The sequence below is a fragment of the Halomicroarcula saliterrae genome (assembly GCF_031624395.1).
Lineage (GTDB): Archaea > Halobacteriota > Halobacteria > Halobacteriales > Haloarculaceae > Haloarcula > Haloarcula saliterrae.
The window spans coordinates 305020-330778 of the sequence record NZ_JAMQON010000002.1 but is presented as its reverse complement, the minus strand read 5'-3'; the positions used below and the strand labels follow the sequence as shown (position 1 = coordinate 330778).

The 25759-nt window shown below is 69.1% G+C and carries 30 protein-coding genes; 14 read left to right on the top strand and 16 right to left on the bottom strand.

Translation table 11 applies throughout. The annotated features are described in order from the left end of the window. Positions 1–52: 52 nt before the first annotated feature. Complete coding sequence (locus NDI56_RS09730) at positions 53–1396, bottom strand: TrkA C-terminal domain-containing protein (RefSeq protein WP_417935957.1); 1344 nt, start codon at positions 1394–1396, stop codon at positions 53–55. Next, positions 1393–2613: a potassium channel family protein gene (locus NDI56_RS09725; RefSeq protein WP_310919282.1), complete on the bottom strand. Its 1221-nt coding sequence runs from the start codon at positions 2611–2613 to the stop codon at positions 1393–1395. Before NDI56_RS09725 ends, NDI56_RS09730 begins: the two co-directional genes overlap by 4 nt. 125 nt (positions 2614–2738) lie before the next feature. Between NDI56_RS09725 and NDI56_RS09720 the strand changes: the two genes are divergently transcribed. Beyond that, a complete protein-coding gene (locus NDI56_RS09720) occupies positions 2739–3482 on the top strand; it encodes a hypothetical protein (RefSeq protein ID WP_310919281.1) in 744 nt (247 codons plus the stop codon). Between the two features lie 53 nt (positions 3483–3535). Here NDI56_RS09720 and icd read toward each other — a convergent pair whose 3' ends face one another. Beyond that, positions 3536–4798, bottom strand: coding sequence for an isocitrate dehydrogenase (NADP(+)) (icd, locus tag NDI56_RS09715; RefSeq protein ID WP_310919280.1), 1263 nt, complete (start codon positions 4796–4798; stop codon positions 3536–3538). 163 nt (positions 4799–4961) lie between these two features. Between icd and NDI56_RS09710 the strand changes: the two genes are divergently transcribed. Genes NDI56_RS09710 through map form a run of 3 tightly spaced genes read left to right on the top strand, consistent with a single transcriptional unit; the run spans position 4962 to position 7100 of the window. Next, positions 4962–5813, top strand: coding sequence for an isoaspartyl peptidase/L-asparaginase (locus tag NDI56_RS09710; protein ID WP_310919279.1), 852 nt, complete (start codon positions 4962–4964; stop codon positions 5811–5813). 32 nt (positions 5814–5845) lie between these two features. After that, positions 5846–6160, top strand: a complete 315-nt coding sequence (locus tag NDI56_RS09705) for a hypothetical protein (RefSeq protein WP_310919278.1) — start codon at positions 5846–5848, stop codon at positions 6158–6160. A gap of 43 nt (positions 6161–6203) precedes the next feature. Further along, positions 6204–7100 (top strand): type II methionyl aminopeptidase, encoded by an 897-nt coding sequence (gene map, locus NDI56_RS09700; RefSeq protein ID WP_310919277.1) that lies wholly within the window; start codon positions 6204–6206, stop codon positions 7098–7100. 315 nt (positions 7101–7415) lie between these two features. Here the strand turns inward: map and NDI56_RS09695 are convergent, their stop codons facing one another. Next, positions 7416–7613 (bottom strand): DUF7835 family putative zinc beta-ribbon protein, encoded by a 198-nt coding sequence (locus NDI56_RS09695; protein ID WP_310919275.1) that lies wholly within the window; start codon positions 7611–7613, stop codon positions 7416–7418. A gap of 238 nt (positions 7614–7851) precedes the next feature. Between NDI56_RS09695 and NDI56_RS09690 the strand changes: the two genes are divergently transcribed. Genes NDI56_RS09690 through NDI56_RS09680 form a run of 3 tightly spaced genes read left to right on the top strand, consistent with a single transcriptional unit; the run spans position 7852 to position 9785 of the window. Next, on the top strand, positions 7852–8409 hold the full coding sequence (locus tag NDI56_RS09690; protein WP_310919273.1) for an HIT family protein: 558 nt from the start codon (positions 7852–7854) through the stop codon (positions 8407–8409). Positions 8410–8433: 24 nt separating this feature from the next. Then, complete coding sequence (locus NDI56_RS09685) at positions 8434–9348, top strand: cation diffusion facilitator family transporter (RefSeq protein WP_310919272.1); 915 nt, start codon at positions 8434–8436, stop codon at positions 9346–9348. Positions 9349–9389: 41 nt separating this feature from the next. Beyond that, complete coding sequence (locus NDI56_RS09680; protein WP_310919271.1) at positions 9390–9785, top strand: DoxX family protein; 396 nt, start codon at positions 9390–9392, stop codon at positions 9783–9785. Between the two features lie 28 nt (positions 9786–9813). Here the strand turns inward: NDI56_RS09680 and NDI56_RS09675 are convergent, their stop codons facing one another. The 6 genes from NDI56_RS09675 to deoC form a co-directional block, all read right to left on the bottom strand. Beyond that, positions 9814–10605, bottom strand: coding sequence for a DUF2182 domain-containing protein (locus tag NDI56_RS09675; RefSeq protein ID WP_310919269.1), 792 nt, complete (start codon positions 10603–10605; stop codon positions 9814–9816). A gap of 15 nt (positions 10606–10620) precedes the next feature. Beyond that, positions 10621–10932 carry a 2Fe-2S iron-sulfur cluster-binding protein gene (locus tag NDI56_RS09670; RefSeq protein ID WP_310919268.1) on the bottom strand — a complete coding sequence of 104 codons (312 nt, stop codon included), beginning with the start codon at positions 10930–10932 and terminating at the stop codon, positions 10621–10623. Positions 10933–10944: 12 nt separating this feature from the next. Then, complete coding sequence (locus NDI56_RS09665) at positions 10945–12336, bottom strand: selenium-binding protein SBP56-related protein (RefSeq protein ID WP_310919267.1); 1392 nt, start codon at positions 12334–12336, stop codon at positions 10945–10947. Positions 12337–12637: 301 nt separating this feature from the next. After that, positions 12638–13921: a tRNA (N(6)-L-threonylcarbamoyladenosine(37)-C(2))-methylthiotransferase gene (locus NDI56_RS09660; RefSeq protein ID WP_310919266.1), complete on the bottom strand. Its 1284-nt coding sequence runs from the start codon at positions 13919–13921 to the stop codon at positions 12638–12640. A gap of 131 nt (positions 13922–14052) precedes the next feature. Next, positions 14053–14280, bottom strand: a complete 228-nt coding sequence (locus tag NDI56_RS09655) for a hypothetical protein (RefSeq protein WP_310919265.1) — start codon at positions 14278–14280, stop codon at positions 14053–14055. Beyond that, the gene (gene deoC, locus NDI56_RS09650) at positions 14280–14912 is read right to left on the bottom strand and encodes a deoxyribose-phosphate aldolase (RefSeq protein WP_310919264.1); all 633 of its coding nucleotides are present in this window, start codon (positions 14910–14912) and stop codon (positions 14280–14282) included. Before deoC ends, NDI56_RS09655 begins: the two co-directional genes overlap by 1 nt. Before the next feature lie 83 nt (positions 14913–14995). Here deoC and NDI56_RS09645 point away from each other — a divergent pair, with 83 nt between their 5' ends. Further along, positions 14996–15829 (top strand): DUF63 family protein, encoded by an 834-nt coding sequence (locus NDI56_RS09645; protein WP_310919263.1) that lies wholly within the window; start codon positions 14996–14998, stop codon positions 15827–15829. 26 nt (positions 15830–15855) lie between these two features. Here NDI56_RS09645 and NDI56_RS09640 read toward each other — a convergent pair whose 3' ends face one another. After that, positions 15856–16080 (bottom strand): hypothetical protein, encoded by a 225-nt coding sequence (locus tag NDI56_RS09640; protein ID WP_310919262.1) that lies wholly within the window; start codon positions 16078–16080, stop codon positions 15856–15858. Between the two features lie 215 nt (positions 16081–16295). On the opposite strand from NDI56_RS09640, the gene NDI56_RS09635 reads away from it, so the two are divergent. From NDI56_RS09635 to NDI56_RS09620, 4 genes are all read left to right on the top strand, one after another. Then, positions 16296–17483: a DUF6199 family natural product biosynthesis protein gene (locus tag NDI56_RS09635; RefSeq protein WP_310919261.1), complete on the top strand. Its 1188-nt coding sequence runs from the start codon at positions 16296–16298 to the stop codon at positions 17481–17483. Between the two features lie 88 nt (positions 17484–17571). Then, positions 17572–18297, top strand: coding sequence for a nucleoside phosphorylase (locus NDI56_RS09630; protein ID WP_310919260.1), 726 nt, complete (start codon positions 17572–17574; stop codon positions 18295–18297). A 125-nt stretch (positions 18298–18422) separates the two neighbouring features. Next, on the top strand, positions 18423–19865 hold the full coding sequence (locus tag NDI56_RS09625) for an HPP family protein (protein ID WP_310919259.1): 1443 nt from the start codon (positions 18423–18425) through the stop codon (positions 19863–19865). 271 nt (positions 19866–20136) lie between these two features. After that, positions 20137–20601 carry a hypothetical protein gene (locus NDI56_RS09620; RefSeq protein ID WP_310919258.1) on the top strand — a complete coding sequence of 155 codons (465 nt, stop codon included), beginning with the start codon at positions 20137–20139 and terminating at the stop codon, positions 20599–20601. 60 nt (positions 20602–20661) lie between these two features. Here the strand turns inward: NDI56_RS09620 and NDI56_RS09615 are convergent, their stop codons facing one another. Continuing rightward, entirely contained in the window at positions 20662–21831 is a 1170-nt protein-coding gene (locus NDI56_RS09615; RefSeq protein WP_310919256.1) for an NAD-binding protein, read from the bottom strand. A gap of 106 nt (positions 21832–21937) precedes the next feature. Here NDI56_RS09615 and NDI56_RS09610 point away from each other — a divergent pair, with 106 nt between their 5' ends. Further along, on the top strand, positions 21938–22462 hold the full coding sequence (locus NDI56_RS09610) for a DUF5817 domain-containing protein (RefSeq protein ID WP_310919255.1): 525 nt from the start codon (positions 21938–21940) through the stop codon (positions 22460–22462). After that, positions 22459–22803 carry a hypothetical protein gene (locus tag NDI56_RS09605; RefSeq protein ID WP_310919254.1) on the top strand — a complete coding sequence of 115 codons (345 nt, stop codon included), beginning with the start codon at positions 22459–22461 and terminating at the stop codon, positions 22801–22803. The genes NDI56_RS09610 and NDI56_RS09605 overlap by 4 nt, the downstream gene beginning before the upstream one ends. A 56-nt stretch (positions 22804–22859) precedes the next feature. Here the strand turns inward: NDI56_RS09605 and NDI56_RS09600 are convergent, their stop codons facing one another. The 4 genes from NDI56_RS09600 to NDI56_RS09585 all read right to left on the bottom strand — a co-directional run bounded on the left by NDI56_RS09600 (position 22860) and on the right by NDI56_RS09585 (position 25683). Next, positions 22860–22982 (bottom strand): hypothetical protein, encoded by a 123-nt coding sequence (locus NDI56_RS09600; RefSeq protein WP_310919253.1) that lies wholly within the window; start codon positions 22980–22982, stop codon positions 22860–22862. A 102-nt stretch (positions 22983–23084) separates the two neighbouring features. Beyond that, positions 23085–23642, bottom strand: a complete 558-nt coding sequence (locus NDI56_RS09595; RefSeq protein ID WP_310919252.1) for a DUF7504 family protein — start codon at positions 23640–23642, stop codon at positions 23085–23087. Then, positions 23643–25172, bottom strand: coding sequence for an ATPase domain-containing protein (locus NDI56_RS09590; RefSeq protein WP_310919251.1), 1530 nt, complete (start codon positions 25170–25172; stop codon positions 23643–23645). A 79-nt stretch (positions 25173–25251) separates the two neighbouring features. After that, the gene (locus NDI56_RS09585) at positions 25252–25683 is read right to left on the bottom strand and encodes a universal stress protein (protein ID WP_310919250.1); all 432 of its coding nucleotides are present in this window, start codon (positions 25681–25683) and stop codon (positions 25252–25254) included. Positions 25684–25759: the final 76 nt, after the last annotated feature.

Below are 25759 nucleotides of genomic sequence, written 5' to 3'. Positions count from 1 at the left end.
CCCGGAGAGCGCCACTATTGAGCGTTGTGACACGGCACCGACGGTCCCGGCGTCAGCTCCGGGTGTCCTCGGCAGCGTCGGAATCCCCGGCAGCGCCCTCGCTGCCGGTCGCCGGCGTCTCCTCGTCGCTCGCCCCCGCGTCGGCGTCGGACCCGCCCTCGGCCACGAGGTCGCCGTCCGAGGGCTCGCCCCCGTCGGTCGTCTCGTCGGTGACCTCGCGCTGCCGGCCGGCGGCCGCCTCGACGCGCCGGAGCGCCTCGGGCGTGGCGATAGCGTAGACAACGTCGCCGGCCGCCAGCGGTCGGTCGCGGGAGGGAATCGGTTCCGGCGGGCCGTCGGGCCGCGTGATGGCCGCGACGGTGACACCCAGCTCGCCGACGGGGGTCCCGACGAGTTCGCTCCCGGCGGGGACGGTCACTGTTCCCATCGTCTCGTCGGCGGCCCGGAGCAGGGAGGCGAACTCCCGGTCAGGCCGGTCCTGCACCGGGAGCGTGACCAGTTTGTACTCCTCGCTCGGGTCGAGTCGCGGCGTGTCCGCGGCGTCGATGGCCACGGTCACCACGTCGTCGGCGACGCCGCGGAGCTCCCCGGTCACCACCCGCTCGAACGGGTCGGTGTCCCACACCTGGACGAGGTCGCCGGCGCTCGTGGCGTTGGCCGGGTCGGCGCGGACGGCCACGGCGTTGGTCGCCGGCGGGAGCGTCGGGCCGATACCGGCCGCCCGCGAGCCCACGCCGATGTACGTCACGTCGCCGTCGTCGTCGAGTTCGACGTCGACGTGGCCGACGCCGTAGTCCGTCTTGAGCCGGGTGACGAGCCGCTCGCGGAGCTCGGTCTTGGTCAGGCGACGCGGGAAGAGGAACCGCTTGCCGGCGAGCCCCTCCTTCGTCTTGTCGGGCATCGGGTCGTAGCCGACGATGTCGTCGATATCAGACGGCAGGCGCACCGACGTCACCCGGCCCACGGTCTGGACGATGTCGCTCACGTCCGCGTTGACAGTGCGGCCGCCGGTGGCGGCAAAGAGGTCCGTTCCGACGGCGTCGCCGACCCGGATGCCCACCGAGGAGCCGAGCGCGCCCAGCGCGAAGGCGGCGAGGTTCCGCAGGACGTACTGGGAGCCGAGGACGGCGTCGTCGCCGAGTATCACCTGCCCGAGTGCGCCGGTCGGGATGAGGCTGACGGCGACGACGGAGAGACCGAACAGCACCCCGAGACCCGTCGGGACGCGCTCGCGGACGTACCAGCGGTAGCCAAGCGCCACGAGGCCGGCGGCCGTCGCGGCGCCGATACCGATTACCAGGACCTGTGCCGCCACCTGGAGCGGCGTGGTCGCGGTCGACCCGCCCTGCAGTGCGAGCCCCTGGAGGGGTGTCGCCGACAGCGTCGCGACGGTCATGCCACCGCCTCCGCGAACGCGTCGAGCGCGTCCGTGGTCCCGACCGCGTACACCGCTTCGCCAGCGGCGAGTTCGGTGTCGCCCTGCGGGGCGAGGCGCCAGCCGCCCTGTTTGCGGACGGCGAGCACCGCCACGCCGTAGGTGTCCCGGACGCGGGCCTCGCGGAGCGAGACCCCGTCGAGCGCGCCCTCGCCGGCGATGCTCAGCTTCCGGAAGCGGTTCCCAGCCCGGCGCAACAGCGAGATGAGTTCGTACTCCCGGCGGGTGCCCCGCGGTTCGACGACGACCTTCGCGCTCTCGCTCCGGAGCAGCGCCTGTACGTCGGCGCGGTTGGCAGCGACGGTCAGCCGCCCCTCGCCGCCGTCGGTCGTCGGCGCCCGGACCGGTGCCGGCGGGGCGTCGGCGTCGACCACTGTGGGCTCCTCCGGGGTCTCGACGGGTTTCTCGGTGCGCTTGGTGGTGGCGCTGACCACGGTCGCCCGCACTTCGGCGTCCGGGGTCAGCACCGTCACCTCGTCGTTGCGCGCGAGCCCAGTCGGGAGCAGCGCCTCGACGGAGACGGCGTGGCGGCCGTCGCCCACCCGCTTCGAGAGCCCGGAGAAGGGCGGGGCGGCGACGACGGTCGCCCGCCCCTGCTCGTCGATGCTGACTGCCACGTCCCCGAGGTCGAACTCGGTCTTCAGGCGCTCCTCCATGCGCGCTTCGAGTTCGCCGATGCGGAGGTCCACGGGGAAGGTCCACTCGCCGCCCCGAATCTCGGCCCGGAGCGACTCGGGCAGCGGCGGGTACCCCTCCATGTCGGCCACGTCGCCGACCACGCGGATGCGGACCTCGTCGCGCCCGCCGACCAGTTCTACCACGTCCGCCGACAGGCGCTTGTCCCGAAGCCCCTGCAGGGAGAGCCGTTTCGGGAACGTCGCGCCCATCTGGTCGCCCTTGCTGTGGGCGTACAGCGACACCATCCCGACGAGGATGATGGCCGTGATGACCCGCTCCGCGTTCGGTGCCGTCGTGATAGAGCGGTCCGCGAGCGCCAGCAGGCCGCCGCTGACGCCGGCCAGCGCGATGGCCAGCACGGCGACACCGAAGCCGGGGAGGGTCACCCCGGTGAAGTACTTGAACGCAAATCCGAGGGCCCACGAGGCGAGCGCCGGGATGACGCCCACCAGCAGTCCCAGATAGATACCGAGGAGAATCTCGACCGGGAGCGAAGCCATGTGCCCACGGAACCGTTCCGTTCACAAAGCGCTTCCGACGCCACAGCCCCGTGGGACGGCCACACCGGTCCAGCGGACTCCCGCATCGGCACAAACGATTTGCCCGACCGGTCGGATTGGTGCGTATGAATCGTGGCCGTACGGTGGTCGTGCTCGCCGTCCTCGTGCTGGCGGGCTGTCAGGGTCCCAGCGCCGTCCCCGAGACGGTGACGCCCGCCCCGGTCCCGACCGCGTCCGGTGCGGTGTCCGTCGACGCCGAGCGGGTCGCTGCGGCCCACCGAGCGGCGCTGTCGAACCGGTCGTACACGACGACGGTGGCTCTGACCGTCACCTACGAAAACGGGTCCACTGCCCGGCTCACAGACGAGTTCGTCGTCGGGGCCGACGGCACCTACAGCTACGAGCGTCGGGCGCGTGGTCCCTATCCGCAAGCCGTCTCGAACCGCTCGCTCTGGCAGAACGACAGCTACGAGTTCACCCGGACTGCCGAGAACGGCAGCGAGACGGTGACCAGCCGCAGCCGCTCGGGCTTCGACGACGTCTCGCTGTCGGGTTTCCTCGGGAACCTGCTGGGCGGGTTCGACCGCACCGCCGAGCGGACCGGTGGACAGACGGTCGTCAGCGGCCGCCAGGACGGCGCTCGCGGTGTCCCGCTGCCGGCACGGTTGGGAATCGGCCGTGACGCCGGACTGAACGCCGTGATACGCGGGGATATCGTCCGGACGGTCACGGTCACCGCGCGGGCCGCCTACCCCGACATCGACCAGTCAGTCGACGTGCGACTGCGGGTGAGCGTCCGGCGCGTCGGCGAGAGCGACCCCGTGCGGCCGGCGTGGGCGGCCGCCTCGAACGCGACCGAGACGGGCTGAAGACGGGGCTGGCCGGTTTCGACACGGCAAAAAACGGCGGTGTTCGGGGCCGCTTACGCGAGCTCTTCGATGTTCTCGACCACGGCCTCGGCGAACTCGGAGGTCGAGAGCTTCTCGCCGCCCTCGATCTGTCGTTCGAGGTCGTAGGTGACCTGCCCGCTGGAGATGGTCTCCTCGACGGCGTCGCGAACGAGCTGGCCGGCGTCCTTCCAGCCCATGTATTCGAGCATGAGGCGGCCGGAGAGGATCATCGCGGTCGGGTTGACCTTGTTCTCGCCGGCGTATTTCGGGGCCGAGCCGTGGACCGGTTCGGCCAGACAGCGGGCCTCGCCGAAGTTCGCGCCGGGGGCGATGCCGAGCCCGCCGATCTGTGCGCCGGCGGCGTCGGACATGTAGTCCCCGTTCAGGTTCATCGTCGCGATGACGTCGTACTCGCCCGTGCGAGTGAGGAGCTGCTGGAGCATGTTGTCGGCGATGCGGTCGTTGACGACCAGCGTGCCCTCGGGGGCCTCGCCGTCGTACTCCTCCCACAGCTGGTCCTCCGTGATGACGTCCTCGCCGTACTCCTCTTCGGCGACCTCGTAGCCCCAGTCGCGGAAGGCGCCCTCGGTGAACTTCATGATGTTGCCCTTGTGGACGAGCGTGACCGAGTCGCGCTCCTCCTCGATGGCGTAGTCGATGGCCTCGCGGACGAGGCGCTTGGTGCCGTACTCGGTGATGGGTTTGATACCGATGCCGACCGGGCCGTCGTGGATGGTCGAATCGTAGCCCATGTCCTCCTCGACGAAGGCCTTGACCTCTTCGACCTCGTCGGTGCCGGCCTCCCACTCGATGCCGGCGTAGACGTCCTCGGTGTTCTCCCGGAAGGTGACCATGTCCATGGCGCTGGGGTCCTTGACCGGGGACGGGACGCCGTCGAGGTGGTAGGTCGGTCGGACGTTCGCGTACAGGTCGAGCGTCTTCCGCAGCGCGACGTTCAGCGAGCGGAAGCCGGCGCCGACGGGCGTCGTCAGCGGGCCCTTGATGGCGACGTTGAACTCCTTGATGGCCTCGACGGTGTCGTCGGGCAGGTTCTCGTCGTACATCTCTCGGGCGCTGGAGCCGGCGTAGACGCGCATCCAGGAGATATCGCGACCGGTGGCGTCGGCGGCCGCTTCGAGGACCTTCTGGGCGGCCGGGCCGACGTCCGTCCCGATGCCGTCCCCGTGGATGATGGGGATAATCGGGTTCTCGGGAACGTCGAGCTCGTTGTCGTCGGTAACTTCGATCTGCTGTCCCTCGTCCGGGACATCCACTTTGTCGTAGTCGTAGCCCATATCGCGGCCCATGATAGTTGTCCCTAAATGGCTGCCGCTTTGCCGTCGATATGGTAACGGGGGCCACACGAAGGGGCAGCAGTACTACCACACCGCGTCGCCCATCGACCTGCCCTCCCGCTGGCGGGGTATCTATTTTCCCGTCGACAGCCAAACTGTGCGTATGTTCGTCGCTGTCCACGGCGGTGCCGGGAGTACGCCAGAAGAGCCCGCGGACCGCCAGCGGTCGCTCGCAGCGGCCGCCCGAACCGCAAGCGACGCCGATACACCGCTCGACGCCGCGTGCGAAGCCGTCCGACCGCTGGAACGCGACCCCGCGTTCAACGCCGGCGTCGGCGGCGCGGTCCAGAGCGACGGCGTCGTCCGACCAGAGGCCGGCGTGATGACCGACCGGGGGAACACCGGTGCCGCGGCGGGGCTGACCGGTGTGGTCCACGCCGTCGACGTAGCCCACGTCGTCGCCACGGCGACGCCACACCTGCTCGTCGCCGGCGACCCGGCCGTCGAGCTGGCGGCCGCCCACGATATCGATACCGAGGGCGAGCTGCTGACCGAGGCGACGCGAACGCGTTACGACGCGGCGGACCCGCCCCCGCTCGGCAGCGACGACCACCTCGACTGGGTCCGCGACCACTTCGGCGGCACCGACACCGTCGGCGCGGTCGCGACCGACGGCGACCGGCTGGCGGCGGCCACCTCGACCGCGGGCCGCTGGTTCGCGCTCGCGGGCCGCGTCGGCGACGTGCCACAGCTCGGTGCCGGCTTCTTCGCCGACGACAGGGGCGGCGCCAGCGCGACCGGGGAGGGCGAGGCCATCGCCCGCTTCGGGCTGGCCCGGCGGGCGGTCGAACTGCTCGACACCTTCAGTCCGCAACAGGCCGCCGACGAGGCCATCGCCGAGTTCGAGGCCGAAACCGGGGGTCGGACCGGCGTTCTCCTGCTGGACCACGAGGGCCGCGTCGGGCGCGAGCACAACACCGCCGCGATGCAGACCGCGCGAGCCGGACCGGAGTGAAGGTTTTTGTGCGCTCCTGTGGACATCCCGGTATGGTTCCCCTCCAGATCGCCCTGACGACCGTCTTCGCCGGCCTCGCGGGCCTCTTGGCCGGCGTGGACGCCAGCCGCCGCGGTCGGGCGTGGCTCGCACCCGCGCTGGGCGTCGGCGTGGTCGCACTGGTCGCGTCAGTCGCCGTCCTCGCGGCCGACGGCGTCCTGCTGTCGGCGTACGCCGCGCTGAACGGTCAGGCACTGGTGGTTTCGACACCGCGTGAACTGCTCGCCTTGACCGCGGCAGCGACGGCCGTCGTCGCGGGCACGGTGCTCTCGGGGTACGGGTTGCTGGCCCGCCGCCGGCCGGCGTGACACAACGACAAACGCTTTCACCGACACCACCCAACGCCGGGATATGAGCGACGTGGACTTCGAGGCCGAGCAGTACGAGAAGTGTCGTGAGGCCGGCGAGATTCTCGCGCAGGTGCGCGACGAAGCCGCCGAGCGCGTCGAGGTGGGGGTCTCCCACCTCGAAGTCGCCGAGTGGGCCGAAAACGAAATCCGCGAGCTGGGCGGCGAGCCCGCCTTCCCGGTCAACATCTCCATCGACGAGGAGGCCGCCCACGCGACCCCCGAACGCGACGACGACGCCACGTTCGGCGAGGAGATGGTCAACCTGGACATCGGCGTCCACGTCGACGGCTGGCTGGCCGACACGGCCGTCACCGTCGACCTCTCGGGACAGGACGAACTGGCCGCCGCCTCTGCAGAGGCCCTGGACGCCGCGCTGGAGGTCGCAGGCCCCGGCGTCAACGTGGGCGACATCGGTGCAGCCGTCGAGGACGTCATCGAGGGGTACGGGTTCAACCCCGTCGTCAACCTCACCGGCCACGGGCTGGGTCACTGGGAGCAACACACCGCGCCGAACATCCCGAACCGAGAGGTCGCACAGGGGGCGACCCTGTCGCCGGGCGACGTGGTCGCCATCGAACCGTTCGCGACGGACGGCCGTGGCAAGGTACAGGAGGGCGCGAGCGAGGAGATATTCGCGCTGGAACGGGAGGGGTCGATTCGGGACCGCAACGCCCGGCAGGTGCTCGACCAGGTCACCGAGGAGTTCAAGACGCTCCCCTTTGCGGCCCGCTGGCTCGACTCGCCGCGCGCGAAGATGGCGCTGCGACGGCTCAAACAGCAGGACATGGTCCACGGCTACCCCGTGCTCAAGGAGGCCGAGGGGCGGTTCGTCAGCCAGAAGGAACACACCGTCATCGTGACCGACGACGGCGTCGACGTGACGACGCGGTCGCGGTAACAAATCCCGTCCGCGCGAGCGGAGCGAGCGCGGTTCGCGGGGCCGAACGGAGTGAGGGCCCGTTTTTTCGCCTACGTTTTTCAACGAGGGTGGCCTCTGGACATCCGAGGAAGAAAAAGGTGGGAGGAGGGGGTCGACGTGACGACGCGGTAGCGCGGTCGCTTACGACCGTGAAAGGCGAACGGGTGGCGAGGCCATCCGTGAGCGGAGCCCCGGTCCCGGGCGCTGCCAGCGCGTGACTCGCGCTCCGCCGTCCGAAGCTCGCGACTGGCGAGCCGACGGCTGCCCGGGAGTCGAACGGTAGAAACAGGCCGTCTATGCGTTGTTCATCCGCGTACTCGTCGTCTCGCCACAGACCCGGCATTCGCTCACCCGGTACGGTTCGCGGGAGAACTCCGCGTTCTCGGTCTTGCTGCTCTCGGTCTGTATCTGGACGCTGACCGTGTGGGGGGTGTCGCGACCGCAGTCCGCACACGCCTCTGACATGTCGACCCCGTCGTTTGTCGTGGCCATCTCGTCCCTGATTCGCGCCGATTAGAGTATAAAAACAGTCTACCGTTGTCCTTCGTTCAGACCGTTTATCGCCCGACAACAACCGGACAGAGCGGTCGAGGGTCTGCGCGGGCGACAGAGCGCTTAGCGGTCGTTCTCAAACCGTGATATCGGACGCAACCGCCTGAACGGCCGAAAAATTTAAATATGGGCCCGCGCCGGTCGAAGTGGTTTTGGACCGGCGGGCGGAGCGTCCTGTATGGAGAGCGTGTTTGCGCCGTGGCGCATCGAGTGGGTCGAACGGGAGGAGCAGAACCCGGACGCCGACTGTGTGTTCTGTGCGTTCCGGGACGCCGAGACCGACCGCGAGAACCGAGTGGTCGCCCGGAGCGACCACGCCTTCGTCCTGTTGAACAACTACCCCTACAGCCCGGGCCACGTGATGGTGATACCCCACACGCACACCGGCGAGTACGGGGCGCTGGACGACGAGACGCTGCTCGACCACGCCCGGCTGAAACAGCGGGCGTTCGACGCCCTGGAGCGGGGGCTCTCACCCGATGGGTTCAACGCCGGGCTCAATCTGGGCGGGAAGGCCGCGGGCGGTTCCATCGACGACCACCTCCACACCCACGTCGTCCCGCGATGGGAGGGCGACACCAACTTCATGCCCGTCGTGGGCGACACGCAGGTCATCGTCGAGGCGGTCGACGATAGCTACGACCGCATCCACGACGCCTTCGCCGAGCAGGACGGCACCAGCGTCGTGGGGGCCGATGCCGCCGTTCGCGTCGACGCGCCTCCGAAGGGGCTTTAGTCGGCACTGACTACTCTCGAACAGATGTCTCGCCGTGGCACACTCCGGCGGGTCGGGCTGCTCGTTCTGGGCGTGAACCTCGCGCTCGCTGCGCTGAAAGGCGCGGTCTGGGTCACGACGGGGAGTCTGGCCATCCAGAGCGAGGCGGTAAACAGCGCCGCCGACACCGCCTACTCGCTCGTCATCGTCGCCGGGCTCTACCTGACGACCCGGCCGCCGGACTTCGAGCACCCGCACGGCCACGAGCGCATCGAGCCGTTCGTCTCGCTGTTCGTCGCCGCCGGCATCTTCTTCGCCGGCGGCGTCGTCCTCTGGCAGGCCGGTCGAGCGCTGCTCACCGGCGATATCTCGGTCACGCAGGGCCCCGTCGCCGTCGGTGTCCTCCTGCTGTCGGCCGCCGCGAAGTACGGGCTCTACCGGTACTGTCTGGCCGCGGGGACCGACCGCAACTCCCCCGCGCTGGTCGCGACGGCCAAGGACAACCGCAACGATATCCTGACGGCGGGGGCGGCGCTGGTCGGCGTGCTCGGCGCGACCGCCGGCTACCCGCTCGCGGACCCGCTCGCGGCCATCGTCGTCGCCGTCGGCATCCTCTACACCGGCGTCGAGGTCGTCCGGGACAACGTCGACTATCTCGTCGGCGCCGCGCCGCCCGAGGAGTTCCGCCGGGAGATCCTCGAACGTGCCCTCTCCCACCCGCGAGTCGAGGGCGCCCACGACGTCATCGCCCACTACGTCGGCCCCGAAATCGACGTGAGCCTCCACATCGAGGTCGAGGGCGAACTGACGCTGAACGAGGCCCACGACATCGAGACCGAGGTCATCCAGTCGATACAGGCCCTGCCGGAGGTCGACGACGTGTTCGTCCACGTCGACCCCAGAGAGCTGGGCGAGTGGAAGGCCGACGACGAGGTGGAACGGCTCTCCGATTTGGAATAATCGGCTCGAAGTTTATGGGTCATGATACCGTGTACTGTGGTATGACAGACGAGTCGGCGGACAGCGAGAGCACGAACTTCAGACTCGGACGCCTCGTCTTCGGGCTCGGGATGGCGCTGCAGGCCTCCGAAGACTTCCGGGATATGGACGACACCATCGAGTACGCGGAGTCGGCGGGCGTCCCGTTGCCGGACCTCCTCGCCCCGATGGCCTCGGGGATGATGCTCGTCGGCGGACTTGGCGTCGCGTTCTGGCGGCTCCCCCGCGTCGCGACCGGCGCCGTCGCCAGCTTCCTCGGGGTCGTGACCCTGACGATGCACGACTTCTGGAACGCCGACCCGGACGACCGCGACGGCGAGCGACTGGCGTTCTTTGGCAACCTCGCGATGTTCGGCGCGGCGCTGGCGTTCCTACACGAGGCCTACCGGGGCGAGTAGGCCGGCGTGAGCCCCGCACAGAGCCGACTCACAGCGCGGCGAGCGCGAGCAGACCCACACCGCTCCCCACGGCGACGTAGCCGGTCCACCGGGCCCACCGTTCTCCGTGGTCCGTCAGCCGTTCCAGCGAGAGGACGACTGTGATGAGCGCCATCCAGCCCAGATTCATCGAGCCGACGACGACCATCAGGGCCATGAGCACGCCGCAGGCGGCGACGTCCTGCCGGCCGAACTGCCACCCTAGGCTGGCGGGGCGTCGGTCCTCGGTGCCGGGCGGGAGGAACCCCGCTGGGGAGCGACAGGCCCGTAACGACCGGCGTTTGACCGGCGATAGCTGGAACCCGCCGACGGCCAGCAGCGCGACACCGAGATACGCCGGGCCGAGGGCGGCCGCGACCGTGCCCAGCGGGACGAGCGCGACGACGGCGAGGGGGGCGACGCCGACGGCGACCCACAGGAGCGTGTAGCTGGCGACGAAGGCGAGCACGGCCGTAGCCGGTCCAGCGTCGGGCCGGCGGCGCTGACGGTCGGCGTACCACTGGAACGCCGCCGCAGTCGAGGGGTACATCATCGCCACCATCATCAGGCCCCACATCAGCAGGTAGTGGACGACGCCGAGGGTGCCGTCTGCGACGGCGGTGGTCTCGGCGACGCCCGGCCCGCCGTGGCTCCCGAGCACCGAGTGGCCGACGAGAGCGTGTTCGAGCGGGTCGTGCAGGACGAGCGCCAGCCACGCCAGTGCTGCGACGAGATAGGTGCCGACGGCGACGGTGGCCGTCGACTGGCGCGAGTGCGTGGTCAGTTGTTCGAGCAGGGGCATGGTATCGCTGAGTGGCTATCTGAACGGGTTCGCCAGCAGGTCGCGTTTCACCTCGGCACCGACTTCGACCGCGCAGTCGCCGTCGGGCGTGGCGATACAGAGCAGCACGTAGCCGTCGTCGAGGTGGCGCCGCTTGAGCGCGCGCGGCCGCCGGTCGTGGCTCACTTCGCCCGCGAGCACGCGCCCGGTGCAGGTGCCACAGGCGCCCGTGCGACAGCCAAAGGGGAGTGCCAGCCCGGCGGCCTCGGCGGCGTCGAGCACCGTCCCCTCCGGGTCCTCGACGGCGGCCGTCCGCCCGTCTCGCCACGCGAGTCTGAGCGTCGACATCGCCGACCCGACTCACTCCCAGACGTCGCTCGTGCAGTCGCCGTCGGGCCAGCGCATCTCGTGGGCGCGGGCCGGGCCGTCCGGCAGGTCGCCGAAGTCCACGAGGAACTCCTCGTCGAGCGTCATCGTCCCGCGGCGGGGGTCCACGTCGGCTTTCAGCATCACGGACCCCTTCTCCGCCTCTTCGGGGAAGAACTGGTCGTCCCACGTGGAGTACAGCGAGGTGGTCCAGTAGAGCCGTTCGCCGTCGAGGCTCAGCTGGAGCATCTGGGGGCCGCCGACGATGTCGCGGCCCTGCAGTTCCTGGACGTCGCCGAAGTAGCCGCCGACGGAGAGGGAGTCGGCGTGGCGCGGGTTCGCCGGGTCGGAGATGTCGTACATCCACAGCTCGCCGTGGAGCCAGTTCCCGCCGTAGAGGTAGCGGTCGTCCATCGAGACGAGGATGTCAGTCGGCAGCGCCGGCACCGGCATGTCCCACCCCTCCAGCTCACGGCTCTCGAAGTCGATGACCTTCTCGGTGTGCCACTCCCCGTCGCGCTTCCAGAAGTGGAAGATGTTCGACGACAGCGCCGCGTCGACGAACCCGTGGGCGTGTTCGGGCGTGTGGAGGAAGCGGACTTCGAGCGGAATCAACCCCTCCTCGCCGAGGTCGACCGTCTGCTCGACCTTGCGGTCTTCCCAGCTCCAGAACTGGAGTTCGTGGCCGTAGTTGCCCGCCTCGACGTCCTCGATGTCGAAGCCGGGCTGGTAGGTCTTCGGGGCGGCCCACTCCGAGGAGACCATCGCGTCGTGTCGCGGCTGGTACCAGAAGTCGTAGTTGAAGTCGATTTCGCCGGCCGGGTCCCATCGCCCTTTGACGTTCAGTTCGTCGTCGAGTTCGAGGAACCCGCCCGGGAGGTCGCCGTCGGCGTCGCCCAGCATCGAGATGACGACGGTCCCGCCGCCGATGCAGTGGACCGTGTGGGGCGCCGAGAGGTCGTACTCGTGGACCGCCTCGGGCTCGATGACTTTCGCTATCTCGGGGTGTTCGCGGTCCTCGGTGTCGACGATGTGGAGACGCGAACTCCGGTTTCCGGGGACGACCAGATACCGCCGCTCCAGCCCGCCGATGTGACAGGACGAGGAGCAGGCGTTCCAGCCGAAGTGGTGGAGCTCGTCGCCGACGTTCGGCAGGTCGACGCGGTCGACGAGCTGGCAGTAGCTGTCCGAGTCGGGGTCGACGTCGACGACGGCGAGGAAGTCCGGCGCCGTCTCGTCGATACCGACGTGGTTCCCCATCACGTAGGCGAGGCGCTCCCGCGGGGCGTTCTCGACGGCCGCCTGAGGCGTCATGTAGCCCGGACCGCTGTGGTCGTGGTGGGCGTGGTCCGTCCGCTCGTGGTCGTGTGAGTGGTCCGTTGCCATGAGAGCCGTTGTCGTCACAGCGAATTAGTTATAAACCGCCATCGCTCGGGTGGCTGCGGGTACTCCGAGCGTGGCCCCGCTTGCGTGCTGACGTTCTATCGGGTAGGGTCGTCGCGCTCGTACGGGGCCATTACCGGCCGCGTCCGTTCGCTCACGGCGACGGACAGACGGTCGTTTCCGTGCGGTGTGGCGTCCGCGCGTTTCCGCGCGATGCCGTGAGGGTCGGCCTAGCCGCGTCGCGCAGCCAGCTTACTCCCGGTAATTTCGGAGTGGTTCCGCGGCCCACGGGCTTACCCGTTCCTCAGTCCGCGAGCGGCGCGCGCTCGACCGGCTCGCCGAAGGCGTAGACGGTGCTGTGACTCGTTATCTCCACGTCCACGGTGTCGCCGACTTCCAGCCCGCGTTCCTCGGCGTCGACGATGACGACCTGCCGGTAGGCCTCGTCGTAGCCCACCAGCGACTCGTCGGTGCCGTCCTCCACCAGCAGCACCGACGAGGTACGGCCGACCATCTCCTCGTGGGCCGCGCCCACCACGTCCATCTTCAGCTCGCTCATCGCCTTCGAGCGGTCCTTCTTCGTCTGACCGCCGAGCCCCTTCATGTCGGCGGCGTCGGTGCCGGGCCGCTTCGAGAAGCGGGTGACGTTTATCTTCTCCGGCGCGGTCTCGCGCAGCAGCGCCATCGACTGCTCGTGGTCGGCGGGCTCCTCGGTCGGGAAGCCGACGATGAAGTCCGTCGAGAGGGTCCAGTAGTCGAGCGCGTCGTCGAACGCGTCGACGACGTCGAGGTACTCGGAGACGCTGTGCTGGCGACGCATCTCGGCGAGCACGTCGTCGCTGCCGGACTGGACCGGGGCGTGGATGAAGTTGTACAGCTCGTCGTGCTCGGCGAACACCGCCGCGAGTTCCTCGCGGACGCCGTGGAGCCCCTTCGGGTTCGCCATCCCGACCCGGACCCGAAAGTCGCCCTCGATCTCGGTGCAGATGCGGTCCAGCAGCTCCGGGAGGAGGCTGGTTCCCTGATTCGTGTCCCAGCCGTAGACGCCGGTGTCCTGGCCCGTAATCCGGAGCTCCTTCGCGCCGGCGTGGACCAGCGCGCGGGCCTTCGCGACGTTCTCGTCGACGGACGGCGACTCGATGCGGCCGGTCGCCTGCTTCGTGATGCAGTACGAGCAGTCCGACATACAGCCCCGCGCGATGGGGAGGATGCCGACGACGCCGTTGATGACCGTCTCCGTGTCGGGCGTGACCGTCGGGCACTCCCCGTTGAGGACGTACTGTGGCACGTCGTCCCAGTGGAGCACCTCGGCGTCGAGGCCGGCCTCGCGGAACTCCTCGCCCTGTGCCAGCGCCATACACCCCGTGACGACGAGGTCGGCGGGCGTCTCGTCGTCCAGCTCTCTGGCCCGGCTGAGCATGTTGCGCTCGGTCTTCTCCAGCACCGTGCAGGTGTTGAGGATGGCCACGTCGGCCGACTGCGGGTCCTCGGCCGGGTGGTGGCCGCCCTCGCGGAGCGCCTGCTCTATCTGCTGGGTCTCACCTCTGTTGGAGGTGCACCCGTACGTCTCGATGTGATAGCGGGCCATCGCTTGCTTGGAAGCAGTATCTTTGCGGGCAAAAGTGCGACGGATTGGCCGTCCCCGCCGGGACTGCCGAGCCTGCTTCCGGGAACCGACAACCAGACGGTGCGTCCCTCGACTCGCCGCTGCTCACCCGCTCACCAGAACGTCAGGAGTTCGAACACCACTCTGAAGACCGGGAACCGTCGCTCGTCTGTCTGGTAGCGGAGGCTCAGCATCGTCCCGGCCGCGAGGACGGCGAGCCCAGCGAGCGGACCGACCAGCAGCGGCGGCAGGCTCGCGCTGACAGTCGTCGCCCACGTCGCGGCGACGGCCACGAGTACAGCGAGCGGTGTCGCATCGACCAGAGCCGTCAGGAAGCCCATTACCCCTCCTCCCGCCACTCCTCGACGATGCGGTCGCCGCTGGAGGCGCCGATGCGGTCGGCCCCGGCGTCGAACATCGCCTCGGCCTCGGCCCACGAGCCGATGCCGCCGCTGGCTTTCACCGGCCGGTACTGACTCAGCGTCGCGACGTCTTCGACGGTCGCGCCGCCCTCCGAGAAGCCCGTCGCGGTCTTCAGGTAGTCCGCGTCGCTGTCCGCGACCAGCTGGCCGACTCGGTGGAGCTCCGCGTCGGTCAGCAGCGGGGCCTCGACGATGACCTTCACCGGGATCGGCACCCCGGCGACGACCTCCGAGAGGTGCTCTCGGACGGCCTCGTCGTCGCCGGCTTGCAGGCGCCCGACGTTACAGACCACGTCGAGTTCGTCGGCCCCGTCGTCCCACGCCGCCCGGGCCGCCGCACAGACGGCGTCGGTCGCCCCCTGGCCGTGCGGGAAGTCGATGACCGCCGTCAGCGGAACGTTGGCGTAGTCGGTCGCGAGCGGGAGCGCCCACGGTGGCACGCAGGCCCGCATGCCGTACTGCAGTGCCGTGTCCAGACAGGCGCGAACGTCGCTCGGGCCCGTCGTCGGCCCCAGCACTGTGTGCTCGATGCGGTCGGGAACGTCGTCCATACCACCTCCACAGAAGGCACGTACCTAAACGTCCCGACGAACAGGCCGGAACCTTTTCGTCGCCCGGGAGCGGCGTGGGGGATATGGTACTGCCGACGGGCTTTGGGTTGCCACCGCTGCCGTATCTGGTCGTGCTCTTGGGCGGGGTGGTCCTGCTCGCGGCGCTGCTGGTCGCACTGGAGCCCCCTGTCGACCAGCGGACTGTCGTCGCCCTGGCACCGTGGATGGCACTGGGGGGTGCCCTCCACGCGCTCAACCAGCCGCCCATCGAGCTGTACGACGCGACGCTTTCGCCGCTGTTCGGGACGCCAGCCGTCTATCTCACCACGTTCAACACCATGGCGACGGTGTGGCTCCTGCTCTCGATGTTCGGCGTCCGCACCGGCCACGCCGAGAACGTCTCGCGAAATCTCGGCCTCGTGGGCACGGGCGTCCTGACCGTCGTCCTGCTGCTGTCGGCCATCACCGCTCTCCGGTCGGGGCTGGTCGAGCCCGTCTGGCCGGCGCTTGCCGTCCTCGTCTCGCTGTTCGTCGCCGCCATCGTCGTGCTCGCGGTGGCGCTCTGGCGGACGCCGCTAATCATCCGAGCGCGGTACGCCGCCCCGGTCGTCGTCTTCGCGCACGTCTTCGACGGGGTGTCGACAGCCATCGGGACCGACATCCTCGGAGTCAGCGAGCGCTCCCCTCTCCCGCGGGCGATAATGGAGTTCGCCGGGAGCCTGCCGACGGCCGCGGCCATCGGTAGCGGGTGGCTGTTCGTCCTCGTGAAGATCGTCGTCGCGACCGGCGTCGTCGTCCTCATGGACGACTACCTCAACGACGACCCCGTCGAAGCGAGCCTGCTCCTCTCGCTGGTCGCCGCCGTCGGCATCGGGCCGGCGACGAACAACGTCGTCCTGTTTCTCTTCGCGGGCTGAGACGGTCGCGAGCCAACCGTCGGCGGCTAGTCCTGATCGGCGAGGTGCTGGGAGAGGTTGCGGTACATGATGCCGAAGAGGAACGCAGCGGCCAGCAGTCCGAGCACGATTGCGAGTGGCAGCGACTGACCCGACCCGCCCCTGATTCGCTGGGCGCCCATCGCCAGGAAGCCGAGCGCGAGGCCGAACACCAGTGAGATGACCGCCGGCTTTCGCATCCGCGGGTGCAACGGTGAGATGTCGTCGCTCATAACTGGACCGTTGCCACCGAACCACCTTACTGTTGTGGAAGTCCCGTTTCCGACGCCCTCTCGCCCGCGAGTCCTGCCCGGCGCGACGGGGACGGCAGCGACGGTGTTTTCCCACAGGACGCCCGGTGAGCGGCGCGTACGGTGGAATCACGGCGGGCTGACAGTGATTACGGACCGGCCGACGATAATCACAAAGGTGAATACTGTCACTCGTAGTGGAGTACGTGTACGGCGAGGAACCGCCGTTGCCACCGCCCCTCCAGACTATGACCGTCCGGTCCTCACACACGACTCGATACGCCGTCGCGTTCGTCGCCTTGCTCCTGACCGTACCGACTGTGGCCCACGCCGGGGCTGCGACGGTCGCGCCGGGGCAGGCACCTCCGAGCCCGCCGACGAGCGCAGCGGCTCCCGAGCCCGGGGCGTTCGGTAGTCCCGCTGAGACGGACGGGTTCGGCCAGAACTGTACCACGGCGGACGAGCCCACTCGGCTCGTGGACGACCCGTCCGACTACAGCTACGTCGACGGGCTCTCGGGCCGGTCGACGGCCGACTGGACCGACGGCGAACCGCTTCGCATCGGCGCGGCCGGGGACTGTTCGCTCGGTGTCGGCGCTGCTCGGACTGCCACACTCACCGCCGCGACAGTCGACCCGAACCGCGGGCGCGTCACCGGGATGGTCGATGTCGGCCGTGACGGCGCGCTTCGCTTCGTCCAGCGAACGGACGCGAACGCCACGGCCGCCGTCGCCGTAGAGAACGTCGGTCGGGAGAACAGCGACCGACTGGCCGTCGTAGTCACGAACGAAACGGGCGCGACTACGTACCGCGAGCGGTTCACCGCCCCGTCCGGTCGGTTCGTTGCCTTCGACGTCCGATGGTATCCGGACGGCACCGTTCACGTCACGCTGTGGGACACCGAGCGGGCGCGGCCGGACCGCGTGACCGCCGCGGTCGAGGCCGGCGACGGGAACGCCTCCTGGGCGGTCCGACTCGACGGGCGAGCGTATCTGGACGAAATCGGAGTCGGCACCCACGAGAGCGCCGAGACCGACGGCGAGTCGTCGACCGCGACCGGCCGGGCGACTGCGCCAGCGGACGAGGCCGAGACTGACGATATGTTCCCCATCGACCCCGACTCGGTCCCCGAGAACGACCCTCCGGACCGGTCTGAGGACACGGCGAACGGACTCGCGTTCGGTCCGCTGCTGGCAATCGGCGGCGCGCTCTCGTACAGATACGCCTACCAGATCACGAGAATCAGCGAGCAGCTCGACGCTATCGGCAGCACAACCCGAGCCAGCGAGGTCGAACCCGCCGAGTGGAACGTCGCGGTCACGAAGGTTCTGGGCGCGGCGGGGGTCGTCTTCGGTGTCGGCTGGCTGCTCGTCTCGATTCTGTGAGCGCGTGTCGACACGGCTCCCGGCGCCGCCACGTTCCGTGGGCCGTCGAATCCCCGGCGGTTTTATCACCCCACGCCGAACCCCCTGCATGGCAAAACAACCCCACCTGCTGGTGGAACCGGGCGACCTGAACGACATCGTGCTGCTGCCCGGCGACCCGGGTCGCGTCGACCGCATTGCGGGCCACTGTGAGGACAGCGAGGTCGTCGCACAGAACCGCGAGTACAAGCTCGTCAACGCGACCTACGAGGGCCGGGAACTGACTATCTGCTCGACCGGTATCGGCTCGCCGTCGGCGGCCATCGCCGTGGAGGAACTGGCCGCGGTCGGCTGTGAGACGTTCGTCCGCGTCGGCACGACCGGCGCGCTCCAGCGCGGCATCGATATCGGCGACATGGTCGTCGCGACCGGCGCCGCCAAAGACGAGGGCACGACGGAACGCTACGAGGACAAGGCCGTCCCGGCGGTGCCGTCCTACGACGTGCTGACGGCGCTCGTGGACGCCTCCGAGGCGAACGGCGAAGCTGTCCACGTCGGCCCGGTCGCGACGGACGACGCGTTCTACGCCGAGACCGACGCGTACGTCGAGGGTTGGGAGGCCGCCGGCCTGCAGTGCGTCGAGATGGAGGCCGCCGCCATCTTCTCGCTGGCCCGCCGCAAGGGGCTCTCCGCCGGCGCCATCTGCACCGTCGACGGGAACCTCGTCGAGGGGACACAGAAGGGCGAGACCGACGCCGACGAGCTCCCGGAGAAGGCAAAGAACAACGTCGAGCGGGCCATCGAAATCGCGCTGACGGCCGCGACGACGCTGTGAGACGGACCGTCGTCGCTACGGCCCGGTAAGCGGCCGCTGGAGTCGCCGATACCGGTAAGCGGCTACAGCGACCCGTCCGAGCGCCGGCCGGTGCGCTTAGGGCGTCGTCGAACCATCCTCTAGCTATGCTCAGGGACCTCCTCAGGCGGGTCCGGACGCTGGCGGTCAGGCTCCGCCGCGCCGAGCGCCGGGAGCTCCGGGAGTTCCGCCGGTGGGCGGAGACGACTGACAGGCTCGTCCACCTCTCCGTGCTGGTGTTCGTGCCGCTGCTCATCGGGCTGGTGACGCTGCTGTCGAACGCCGTCCCGCAGCTCTCCTTTCTGCTCTTCCCGCCGCTGGCCTCGGGGAGCTACACGCTGTTCGTGGACCCGCGCGGGAAGTACGCCGAACCGGGGCAGTTCGTCGCCGGGCTGACTATCGGAGCGGCCTGCGGACTGGGGGCGCTGTGGGTGTCTACCGCGCTGCTCACGCCGCCGGTGGGCCAGTTCCGGGTGGCCGCCGGGGCGGCGGTCCTGGCGACGCTCGCGACCGGGCTCGTCACCTGGCCGTTCGACATCGAGGAGCCGTCGGCGTACTCGACGGCCCTGCTGGCGCTGCTGGTCCAGCCGGATCAGCGATGGACGTTCCTCGGCAGCATCTTCCTCGCGAGCGCCATCGTGGCCGTCGTCTTCGTCGTCTGGCGCAACCGGTTCTACGACCGGCGGGCGACGGTGCTGTACGAGTCGACGACGGGTGACGACCACGTCCTCGTGCCGATGCGGGGCGACCGCGCCGACGCGACGGCGATGCTGGCCGCTCGGCTGGCCGCGGCCCACGAGGCCGGGAAGGTCGTCCTGCTGGACATCGTGGCGGACACCGACGCCGCGGAGGCCGAGCGAGCGATGCTGAACGGCGGCGTCGAGGCCGCCGGGGTCGAGGCGCCCGCGGACACGAGCGGTGCGCTGCGCGAGCGAGTCGACCGGCTCGAAGGCCGCGCAGCCACCATCGAGACGCGCGTCGGCGTCCCCTGTCAGGTGGTCGTCGCCACGGGCGAGGAGTCGGCGGCCGCGACGACGCTCGAGGCCGCCGCCGCCACGAACTGCGACCTCGTCGTCGCCCCCTACGAGAGCAGACACGGCGCGTTGACGACGTATCTGCGCCAGCTGTTCCGCGGGGAGACGGACGTGCTCGTCCACCGCTCGCGCGACGGCCGCACGCGCTGGCAGCGCGTGCTCGTCCCCGTCAGGCGGGCCAGCGACGTGGCACACCACATGATCGATTTCGCCGTACGTCTCAGCACCCACAGCGGACGCGTGGCGGTCGCGACCTGTATCGGGAAGCGGGGGGACCGCCGGCGCGCGGAGTCGATGCTGGCCGACCTCGCCGAGCCGTTCGAGGGTCCGATCGAGACGCGGGTCAGTGAGACCGACATCCAGTCGTTTCTCACCGGGACCAGCGGCGAGTACGACCTCGTTATCATCGGGGCGAGTCAGGACCGAAGCGCGGCTTCGCGGTTCATCGCGCCCCCGACCTTCGAGCGACTGGAGGACGTCGAGGCCGACGTGGCCATCGTCGACCGCAACCACTAGCCGGTCTCGTCTCCCCCACGGTCACCCCGGGACCACGGATAAAACCAATACCAAATATGAGAATAGAGTAGCTGAAACGATACGTACGGGCCCAGCGGAGGTATACACTATTATTAGTAGTGATTGTGTGGGTCGTCGCGTGACGAGAAATCTGTCGCGGCGAGACGTTGTGAAAGGTATTGGCGTCGCAGGAACGGTCGGACTAGCTGGCTGCGGTGGCGGCGGAAGCGAAGCCACCGAATCCCCGGCTGCCGGCGGTGACGATTCGGAGATGGACGATTCGGAGATGGACGACTCCGACACCGATTCGAACACGGACAGTTCGGACATGACCGAATCCAGCACCGATTCGGGCACGGACGACTCCGACTCGAACGCGGGCGACGACAGCGGGTCCACTGACGCGTACAGCTACACGTTCAGTGACAGCGACGACGTCGTCGGGAGTTCGCTGACGGGGACGACGTTCGACTACCCGGACGGCTCCGGGGCCGTGAGTGACGCGTCGGTCGCCAGCGCCACGCTGGGCGGGACCGACATCTCCGACGACCTCGACGGTTCCTCGACGTCGAACAACGGGGAAACGCTGACGCTCGACTTCGGCGGGAACTACCAGATCGGGAGCGGTGACGAGATGGCCGTCGAACTGTCGGGCGTCTCCGGCATGGGGAGCTACACCGTCGAGGTCACGGTGAACCCACAGTCCGGCGGGACGACGTTCTCCCAGTCGTTCTAGAGCGAGTCGCCTCCGAACAGGGTCCTTTTTTCGACGCGGCGAGGTCCGGTAGCGGTTGTGCTACAGGTCGCCCTCGTCCTTGACGTCGAGGAGGTGGTCGGCGACGCTCTCCATCCCCTCGCGACCCAGCGCCGACTGGACGAGCAGGTGGCCACCGATGACCGCGGGGCTGATGACGGTGTCTGCACCAGCCCGGCGGAGCTTCTCGACGTTCTCCCGGTCGGTCGCGGCCGCGACGATGTTCAGCTCGGGGTTGAGCGCGCGGGCAGTCAGAATCGATAGCGCGTCCTGTGCGTCGTCGTTCGTGGCGGCGACGACGGCCGCCGCGTCGTGGATACCGGCCCGAAGGAGGGGCCCTTCGTCGCTCGGGTCGTCGGTCAAGACCGCGATGTCCCGCTGTTGCAACCGCGTCGCTTTCTCCGTGTCCGGCGTCACGACGACGAAGTCCGTCGCGGCCGCGAGTTCGTCGATTATCGGTTCCGTCAGGTCGCCAAAGCCAAGAACCACGACGTGGTCCTCGAGCAGCTCAAGTTGTTCCTCAGTCATGTTCCCGAGTGCCTCCGAGAGGCGTTTTTCGATGGCCGGCCCCAGCAGCGTCCCCAGCGCGATGGCGAAACTCGCGGTCCCGAGCAGGACCACCGACATGCCAAACAGCGTCGCGCGTTCGCTCGCCGGGGTCACGTCGCCGTAGCCGACCGTACTCGCCGTGACGAGCGTGTAGTAGAACGCGTCGGTGAGCGTCGCGACGTTGGTGAACTCCTCGCGCAGCGCCCACGTCCCGACGGTGCCGTACACCTGCGCGCCCAGCAGGGCCGCGCCGGCGGCCAGCTGTGCCGTCGAGAGGTCGAGCGCCCGGTCGAAGCGCCGGCGGTTGACCAGCAGCGTCGGTAGCGCGACCAGCGAGAGCGCGACCAGCGGCAAGGAGAGCACGGAGAGCCGCGAGGTCTGGACAACGCCCTGGACCGCCGACATCGGCAGCAGGACGACGGTCAGATACCAGGCGACACGCAGCCGGCGGCGCAGTCCCGCGACGCTCACGAGCAGCGTAAAGCCCGTCAGCGCCCCGGTGAAGCCGACTGCGAGCTGGAAGCTCTCGGGGATAACACTCCCCAGTGCTCCGCCGACAGGGGCGGTGATGTTGGTGACGCCGGTGACGAACGACAGCACGGCGACGACCGTCGGCAGCAGAATCGTCGCCCGCGCGCTGAGCCACTCCCGCGACCAGTCCATACCTCCCCGTCACCATCGTCGGGTGTAAATGTACTGTCCGCCGGCGAGCGGCGTGGTCGTCGCTACGACCCGAACGTTCAACCCTGAACGCACCCAACGCCTGACCATGTACGCGGTCGTCGGCTGTAGCGAGTGCAGCGCCCTCTGGGTCGTCTCCGGGCGCCCCGAGACGAGCCAGTGTCCCCGCTGCGGACAGCGCCGCCAGCACGCGAAACGGCGGAAGTTCGTCGAGACCGACGACGAGGACCACGCCCGGGAGGTCCGGGGCTCCATGCTCGCCAACCGGCAGGGCCACGGCGAGGCCTTCGCCGAACTCGACTCCTTCGCCGAGATGGACCGTCAGGTCGAGGAGTCGGGCATCGACGACGAGACATACCTCGAAGCCTCCGGCATCGACAGCGACTCCGTCGCGGCCGCCGGCGACCGCGTCGAACGGGGGACCGGCGGCGGGACCAGCCGCAAGGAGACCGTACTGGGGGCGCTGCGTGAGCTCGACGAACCGGCGGAAGCCGACGTGGTCGCCTACGCAGCGGAGCGAGGCGTCGCCGCCGACTACACGCGCAAGACCCTCCGGAAGCTGGTCCGGGCCGGCGAGGCCTCGGAATCGCGCGGACGCTACCGGCTGGTATGACCGCGCTGGACCTCGAACCGGGGCCGGTCGCGGTCGGGACGCTCGTCGGGCTCGCGGGGCTGCTCTTTCTGGTCACGCCGGTCGTCGACCCGGTCCCGGTCGGCGGGCTGGCCGTCAGTCCCGTCGCGCTGTCGGCGGTCACGCTCACCGCCGCGTTCGCGCTGGGGACCGTCGTGTTCGCGCTCCGGGGCCGGCGGCTGTTCGCGACGGCCCACGGGGTGTTCGCCGTCGCGTGGGCGCTGCTGGTGGCGGGACCGCTGTTTGGCTCGGGTGACCTGTTGCTGGCCGGCGTCGTCGTGCTGGTCGCCGGGGTCGGGTTTCTGGCGAGTCAGGCCCGGTAGCGACGCTCGCAACGCGCGCCGGCGACTGGGACTCGTCGCCGCGGTCTCGCCGACTGTCACACCCAGCCGAGTATCTCCGCGAAGGTGGCCAGCGCGACGAGAATCGTCACGACCTGTTTGACCAGCGCGAGGAGACGCCGAGCGGACGCTACTGTCGAATCGGGGCGTTCGGGGAACATGGTGGACGCGCCCGCGGGGACTGCCCGTCGGACGCACCGTGTCCCTACCGACCGGCGGGGAATAAGCGGCGGCCATGGGCGGAGCGGAACTGAAAGTGGCCGCTACGTCAGGTCGACGGCCCCGTCGAACAGCGGTTTCAGGCGGCTGATGGTCTGGTCGTCGTGAGCGCCGGGGTCCAGATGGAAGTGGCCGACGGCGTCCACGTCGCGGAGCTGCCCGGTGAACATGTGGAGGAACTTGAACACCGGCTGGAGCGCCGAGAACTGCAGCATCTCCGTCATCGAGTCGAAACAGACCACGAGCTGGGCGTCCTCGTCGTGGTCGTTGAGGTAGTTGTTCAGCCGCATCCCCAGTCCCGTAATGTCGTTCGGGTTGGCCGTCGTGACGAAGACGTTCTCGGGGAGGTCGTCGTCGCTGGTCCGGTGGCCGGGCTGGTCGCCGACGACGATGATACCCATCCGGCCGGGCAGCTCCCCGCCGTGGTCGCGCCACTCCGCGACCAGTTCCGTCGGCGAGGCCGAGTAGGCGACGCGCAACACGTCGAGCTGGTCCGGCGGGCCGGCGTGCTGGAGGTCGAGACAGGTCGCCCGCTTTTCGTCGCTGAGCGACGGCGCCATGACGACGACGTTCCTGCCGGGGGCTGGCGTCTGTGACCCCATCTACTCCGCTCCCCCGTCGAGGGTCGATTCGGTGCTTCCCGCGCCCGGCGGTCGCTGGATTCGCATGTATGGCTCTCGTTCGATGTACTCCACGAGGCGGGTCGACCCCATAAACCCACTCGGTGACTTCTGGAGCTCGATATACTGGAGCCCTTTGTCCGTCACCCACGTCTCCAGGGTCTGCCAGGCCCCGTTCTCGTAGAAGGCGGCGAGCTCGTCGTCCAGCGTGGCCGGGTTGAACATGTACATCGACGTGTCGCCGGGCCGGTAGAGGTTCTCCTCCTCCCAGAAGCGTATCTGCCTGAGCTCGTCGTCGGAGAGCACCGGGAGCTGGGCCTCGACGTTGAGGACGCTGAACATGGGCCGGTCCCCCCGGCGGTCGTCGATGGTCCGGAAGACGGCAGCTGGGTTGTCCGTGTCGTGTTCCTGCGGTTTGAACACGTTGCGCTTGGTGTTCTCCCAGATGTTGGCAAAGTCCACGAGAAACAGGTCGTCGTTCGCCAGCAGCGCCTCCATATCGCCGATGCGCTCGTCGATGATGGTCCGCAGGCGCTTTGGCGGCAGTTCGACGGGCGGGATGATGGTGATGGGCATCCCCGCCTCGCGAGCCTGCACCATGAGGTTCGTCAGGATGGAGTGGGGGCTGGCCTGTCCGTCGTGTTCCAGCAGGAGCGTCCCGCCGTTGACGATGCCGCCGCCCATGAGTCGGTCGAGGCCGGGGATGCCGGTCGACATGTGGTCCGAGGGGACGAACTCCCCGGGGTGGGTCCGGAGCCGCGGCGAGATGCGCAACCCCTCGTGGGTGAAACTCACCTCGTGGACGCGGGTGTCGTGGTCGACGCCGCGCATCTTCACGACTTCGAGGAATCGGTGGTAGTCGCCGCCGACGTTCTCCCGCCAGAGCCGGAGGACGCCGTGGGTGTTGAACTGGACGGCGTCGCTCGCGGCGACCGTCTTGACGTCGTTCTGTGTGAGGTCGGGCTGGGACTCCTCGGCGGTAAAGAGCGCGGTCGCCCCGAACTCGTCGTTGAGCAGGCGGATGAAATCCAGCAGCGTCCGCCGGAACACGTCCTGATCGTCGCCGATGACCGACAGTCCCGAGACCGAATCCAGCACGACCCGGTCGGCCGGTGCGAACCGTTCGAGATACTGGGTGATGTACTCGGACTCGAAGGGCGCGGAGTAGTCCCCGCCGAGCATCTTCCCGCCGTCGAGCGTTTCCAGCGTGAGTTCGCGCTCGTCACCGCCCTCGACGGTCTGGCCCGGCGTCGCGTGGACCGACGTGACCGTGAGGTCGTCGTGGCGCAGGTCGAACGCGAACGCCTCGAAGGCGTCGTCGAGTTCGTCGAAGGTCTGTTCGGTGCTGATAAACAGGCAGTCCTCGCCGCGGTCCAGCCCCTCGGCGAGGAACTGCATGGCCAGGGTGGACTTCCCCGTTCCCGGACCGCCGGTGACCAGCACCGTCCGGTCCTCGGGGAGCCCTCCGTCGAGGATGCTGTCTAGGGTCTCGCTGCCGGTCGGAACGGACATATGGGTATCTGCCGCGAGTTTGCGACCCCGGCGTAAATCAGTGATGCCGACAGTATCAGCGCTGAAACTCGCGTAGCAGCTAGTCGATGTGGACGACCAGCACCGGGACGGGCGAGCTCTCGACGACGCGCTCGGTGACGCTGCCGAGGTTCGCCACCCGGTCGCGGCCGGTCCGGCCGTGTGTCCCCATCACGACGAGGTCGATATCGGCCGACTCGGCGTAGTCCACGATGAGCTTGTGTGGGATGCCCTCTTCCATGCGCGTCTCCACCTCCAGACCGGCCTCCTCCCCGCCGACAGCGATGTCGTCGAGCGCGACCTCTCCCTCTTCCTGAAGGGAGTGGCGCACGTCGTCCTGGGTCTCTTTTTCGGCGGCCAGCACCAGCCGCCGGTCGACGACGTAGAGTCCGTGCAGCAGGGCGTCGTTGTCGCGGGCGATAGAGACGGCGTGGGCGAGCGTCTCGGTCGTCCCGGAACTGCCGTCGGTCGCGACCAGTACGTTGTCGTACATCTGGTGGCTATGCGTCCTCGCGGTACATAATCACCCCTGTTGGCACATCACACGACGTGGGTCGCGGCGGTCGCCT

Coding starts and splice junctions, on each gene's coding strand:
- NDI56_RS09730 (WP_417935957.1), bottom strand. CDS start 1,396: ATGACCGTCGCGACGCTGTCGGCGACACCCCTCCAGGGGCTCGCACTG.
- NDI56_RS09725 (WP_310919282.1), bottom strand. CDS start 2,613: ATGGCTTCGCTCCCGGTCGAGATTCTCCTCGGTATCTATCTGGGACTG.
- NDI56_RS09720 (WP_310919281.1), top strand. CDS start 2,739: ATGAATCGTGGCCGTACGGTGGTCGTGCTCGCCGTCCTCGTGCTGGCG.
- icd (WP_310919280.1), bottom strand. CDS start 4,798: ATGGGCTACGACTACGACAAAGTGGATGTCCCGGACGAGGGACAGCAG.
- NDI56_RS09710 (WP_310919279.1), top strand. CDS start 4,962: ATGTTCGTCGCTGTCCACGGCGGTGCCGGGAGTACGCCAGAAGAGCCC.
- NDI56_RS09705 (WP_310919278.1), top strand. CDS start 5,846: ATGGTTCCCCTCCAGATCGCCCTGACGACCGTCTTCGCCGGCCTCGCG.
- map (WP_310919277.1), top strand. CDS start 6,204: ATGAGCGACGTGGACTTCGAGGCCGAGCAGTACGAGAAGTGTCGTGAG.
- NDI56_RS09695 (WP_310919275.1), bottom strand. CDS start 7,613: ATGGCCACGACAAACGACGGGGTCGACATGTCAGAGGCGTGTGCGGAC.
- NDI56_RS09690 (WP_310919273.1), top strand. CDS start 7,852: ATGGAGAGCGTGTTTGCGCCGTGGCGCATCGAGTGGGTCGAACGGGAG.
- NDI56_RS09685 (WP_310919272.1), top strand. CDS start 8,434: ATGTCTCGCCGTGGCACACTCCGGCGGGTCGGGCTGCTCGTTCTGGGC.
- NDI56_RS09680 (WP_310919271.1), top strand. CDS start 9,390: ATGACAGACGAGTCGGCGGACAGCGAGAGCACGAACTTCAGACTCGGA.
- NDI56_RS09675 (WP_310919269.1), bottom strand. CDS start 10,605: ATGCCCCTGCTCGAACAACTGACCACGCACTCGCGCCAGTCGACGGCC.
- NDI56_RS09670 (WP_310919268.1), bottom strand. CDS start 10,932: ATGTCGACGCTCAGACTCGCGTGGCGAGACGGGCGGACGGCCGCCGTC.
- NDI56_RS09665 (WP_310919267.1), bottom strand. CDS start 12,336: ATGGCAACGGACCACTCACACGACCACGAGCGGACGGACCACGCCCAC.
- NDI56_RS09660 (WP_310919266.1), bottom strand. CDS start 13,921: ATGGCCCGCTATCACATCGAGACGTACGGGTGCACCTCCAACAGAGGT.
- NDI56_RS09655 (WP_310919265.1), bottom strand. CDS start 14,280: ATGGGCTTCCTGACGGCTCTGGTCGATGCGACACCGCTCGCTGTACTC.
- deoC (WP_310919264.1), bottom strand. CDS start 14,912: ATGGACGACGTTCCCGACCGCATCGAGCACACAGTGCTGGGGCCGACG.
- NDI56_RS09645 (WP_310919263.1), top strand. CDS start 14,996: ATGGTACTGCCGACGGGCTTTGGGTTGCCACCGCTGCCGTATCTGGTC.
- NDI56_RS09640 (WP_310919262.1), bottom strand. CDS start 16,080: ATGAGCGACGACATCTCACCGTTGCACCCGCGGATGCGAAAGCCGGCG.
- NDI56_RS09630 (WP_310919260.1), top strand. CDS start 17,572: ATGGCAAAACAACCCCACCTGCTGGTGGAACCGGGCGACCTGAACGAC.
- NDI56_RS09625 (WP_310919259.1), top strand. CDS start 18,423: ATGCTCAGGGACCTCCTCAGGCGGGTCCGGACGCTGGCGGTCAGGCTC.
- NDI56_RS09620 (WP_310919258.1), top strand. CDS start 20,137: ATGGACGATTCGGAGATGGACGACTCCGACACCGATTCGAACACGGAC.
- NDI56_RS09615 (WP_310919256.1), bottom strand. CDS start 21,831: ATGGACTGGTCGCGGGAGTGGCTCAGCGCGCGGGCGACGATTCTGCTG.
- NDI56_RS09610 (WP_310919255.1), top strand. CDS start 21,938: ATGTACGCGGTCGTCGGCTGTAGCGAGTGCAGCGCCCTCTGGGTCGTC.
- NDI56_RS09605 (WP_310919254.1), top strand. CDS start 22,459: ATGACCGCGCTGGACCTCGAACCGGGGCCGGTCGCGGTCGGGACGCTC.
- NDI56_RS09600 (WP_310919253.1), bottom strand. CDS start 22,982: ATGTTCCCCGAACGCCCCGATTCGACAGTAGCGTCCGCTCGGCGTCTC.
- NDI56_RS09595 (WP_310919252.1), bottom strand. CDS start 23,642: ATGGGGTCACAGACGCCAGCCCCCGGCAGGAACGTCGTCGTCATGGCG.
- NDI56_RS09590 (WP_310919251.1), bottom strand. CDS start 25,172: ATGTCCGTTCCGACCGGCAGCGAGACCCTAGACAGCATCCTCGACGGA.
- NDI56_RS09585 (WP_310919250.1), bottom strand. CDS start 25,683: ATGTACGACAACGTACTGGTCGCGACCGACGGCAGTTCCGGGACGACC.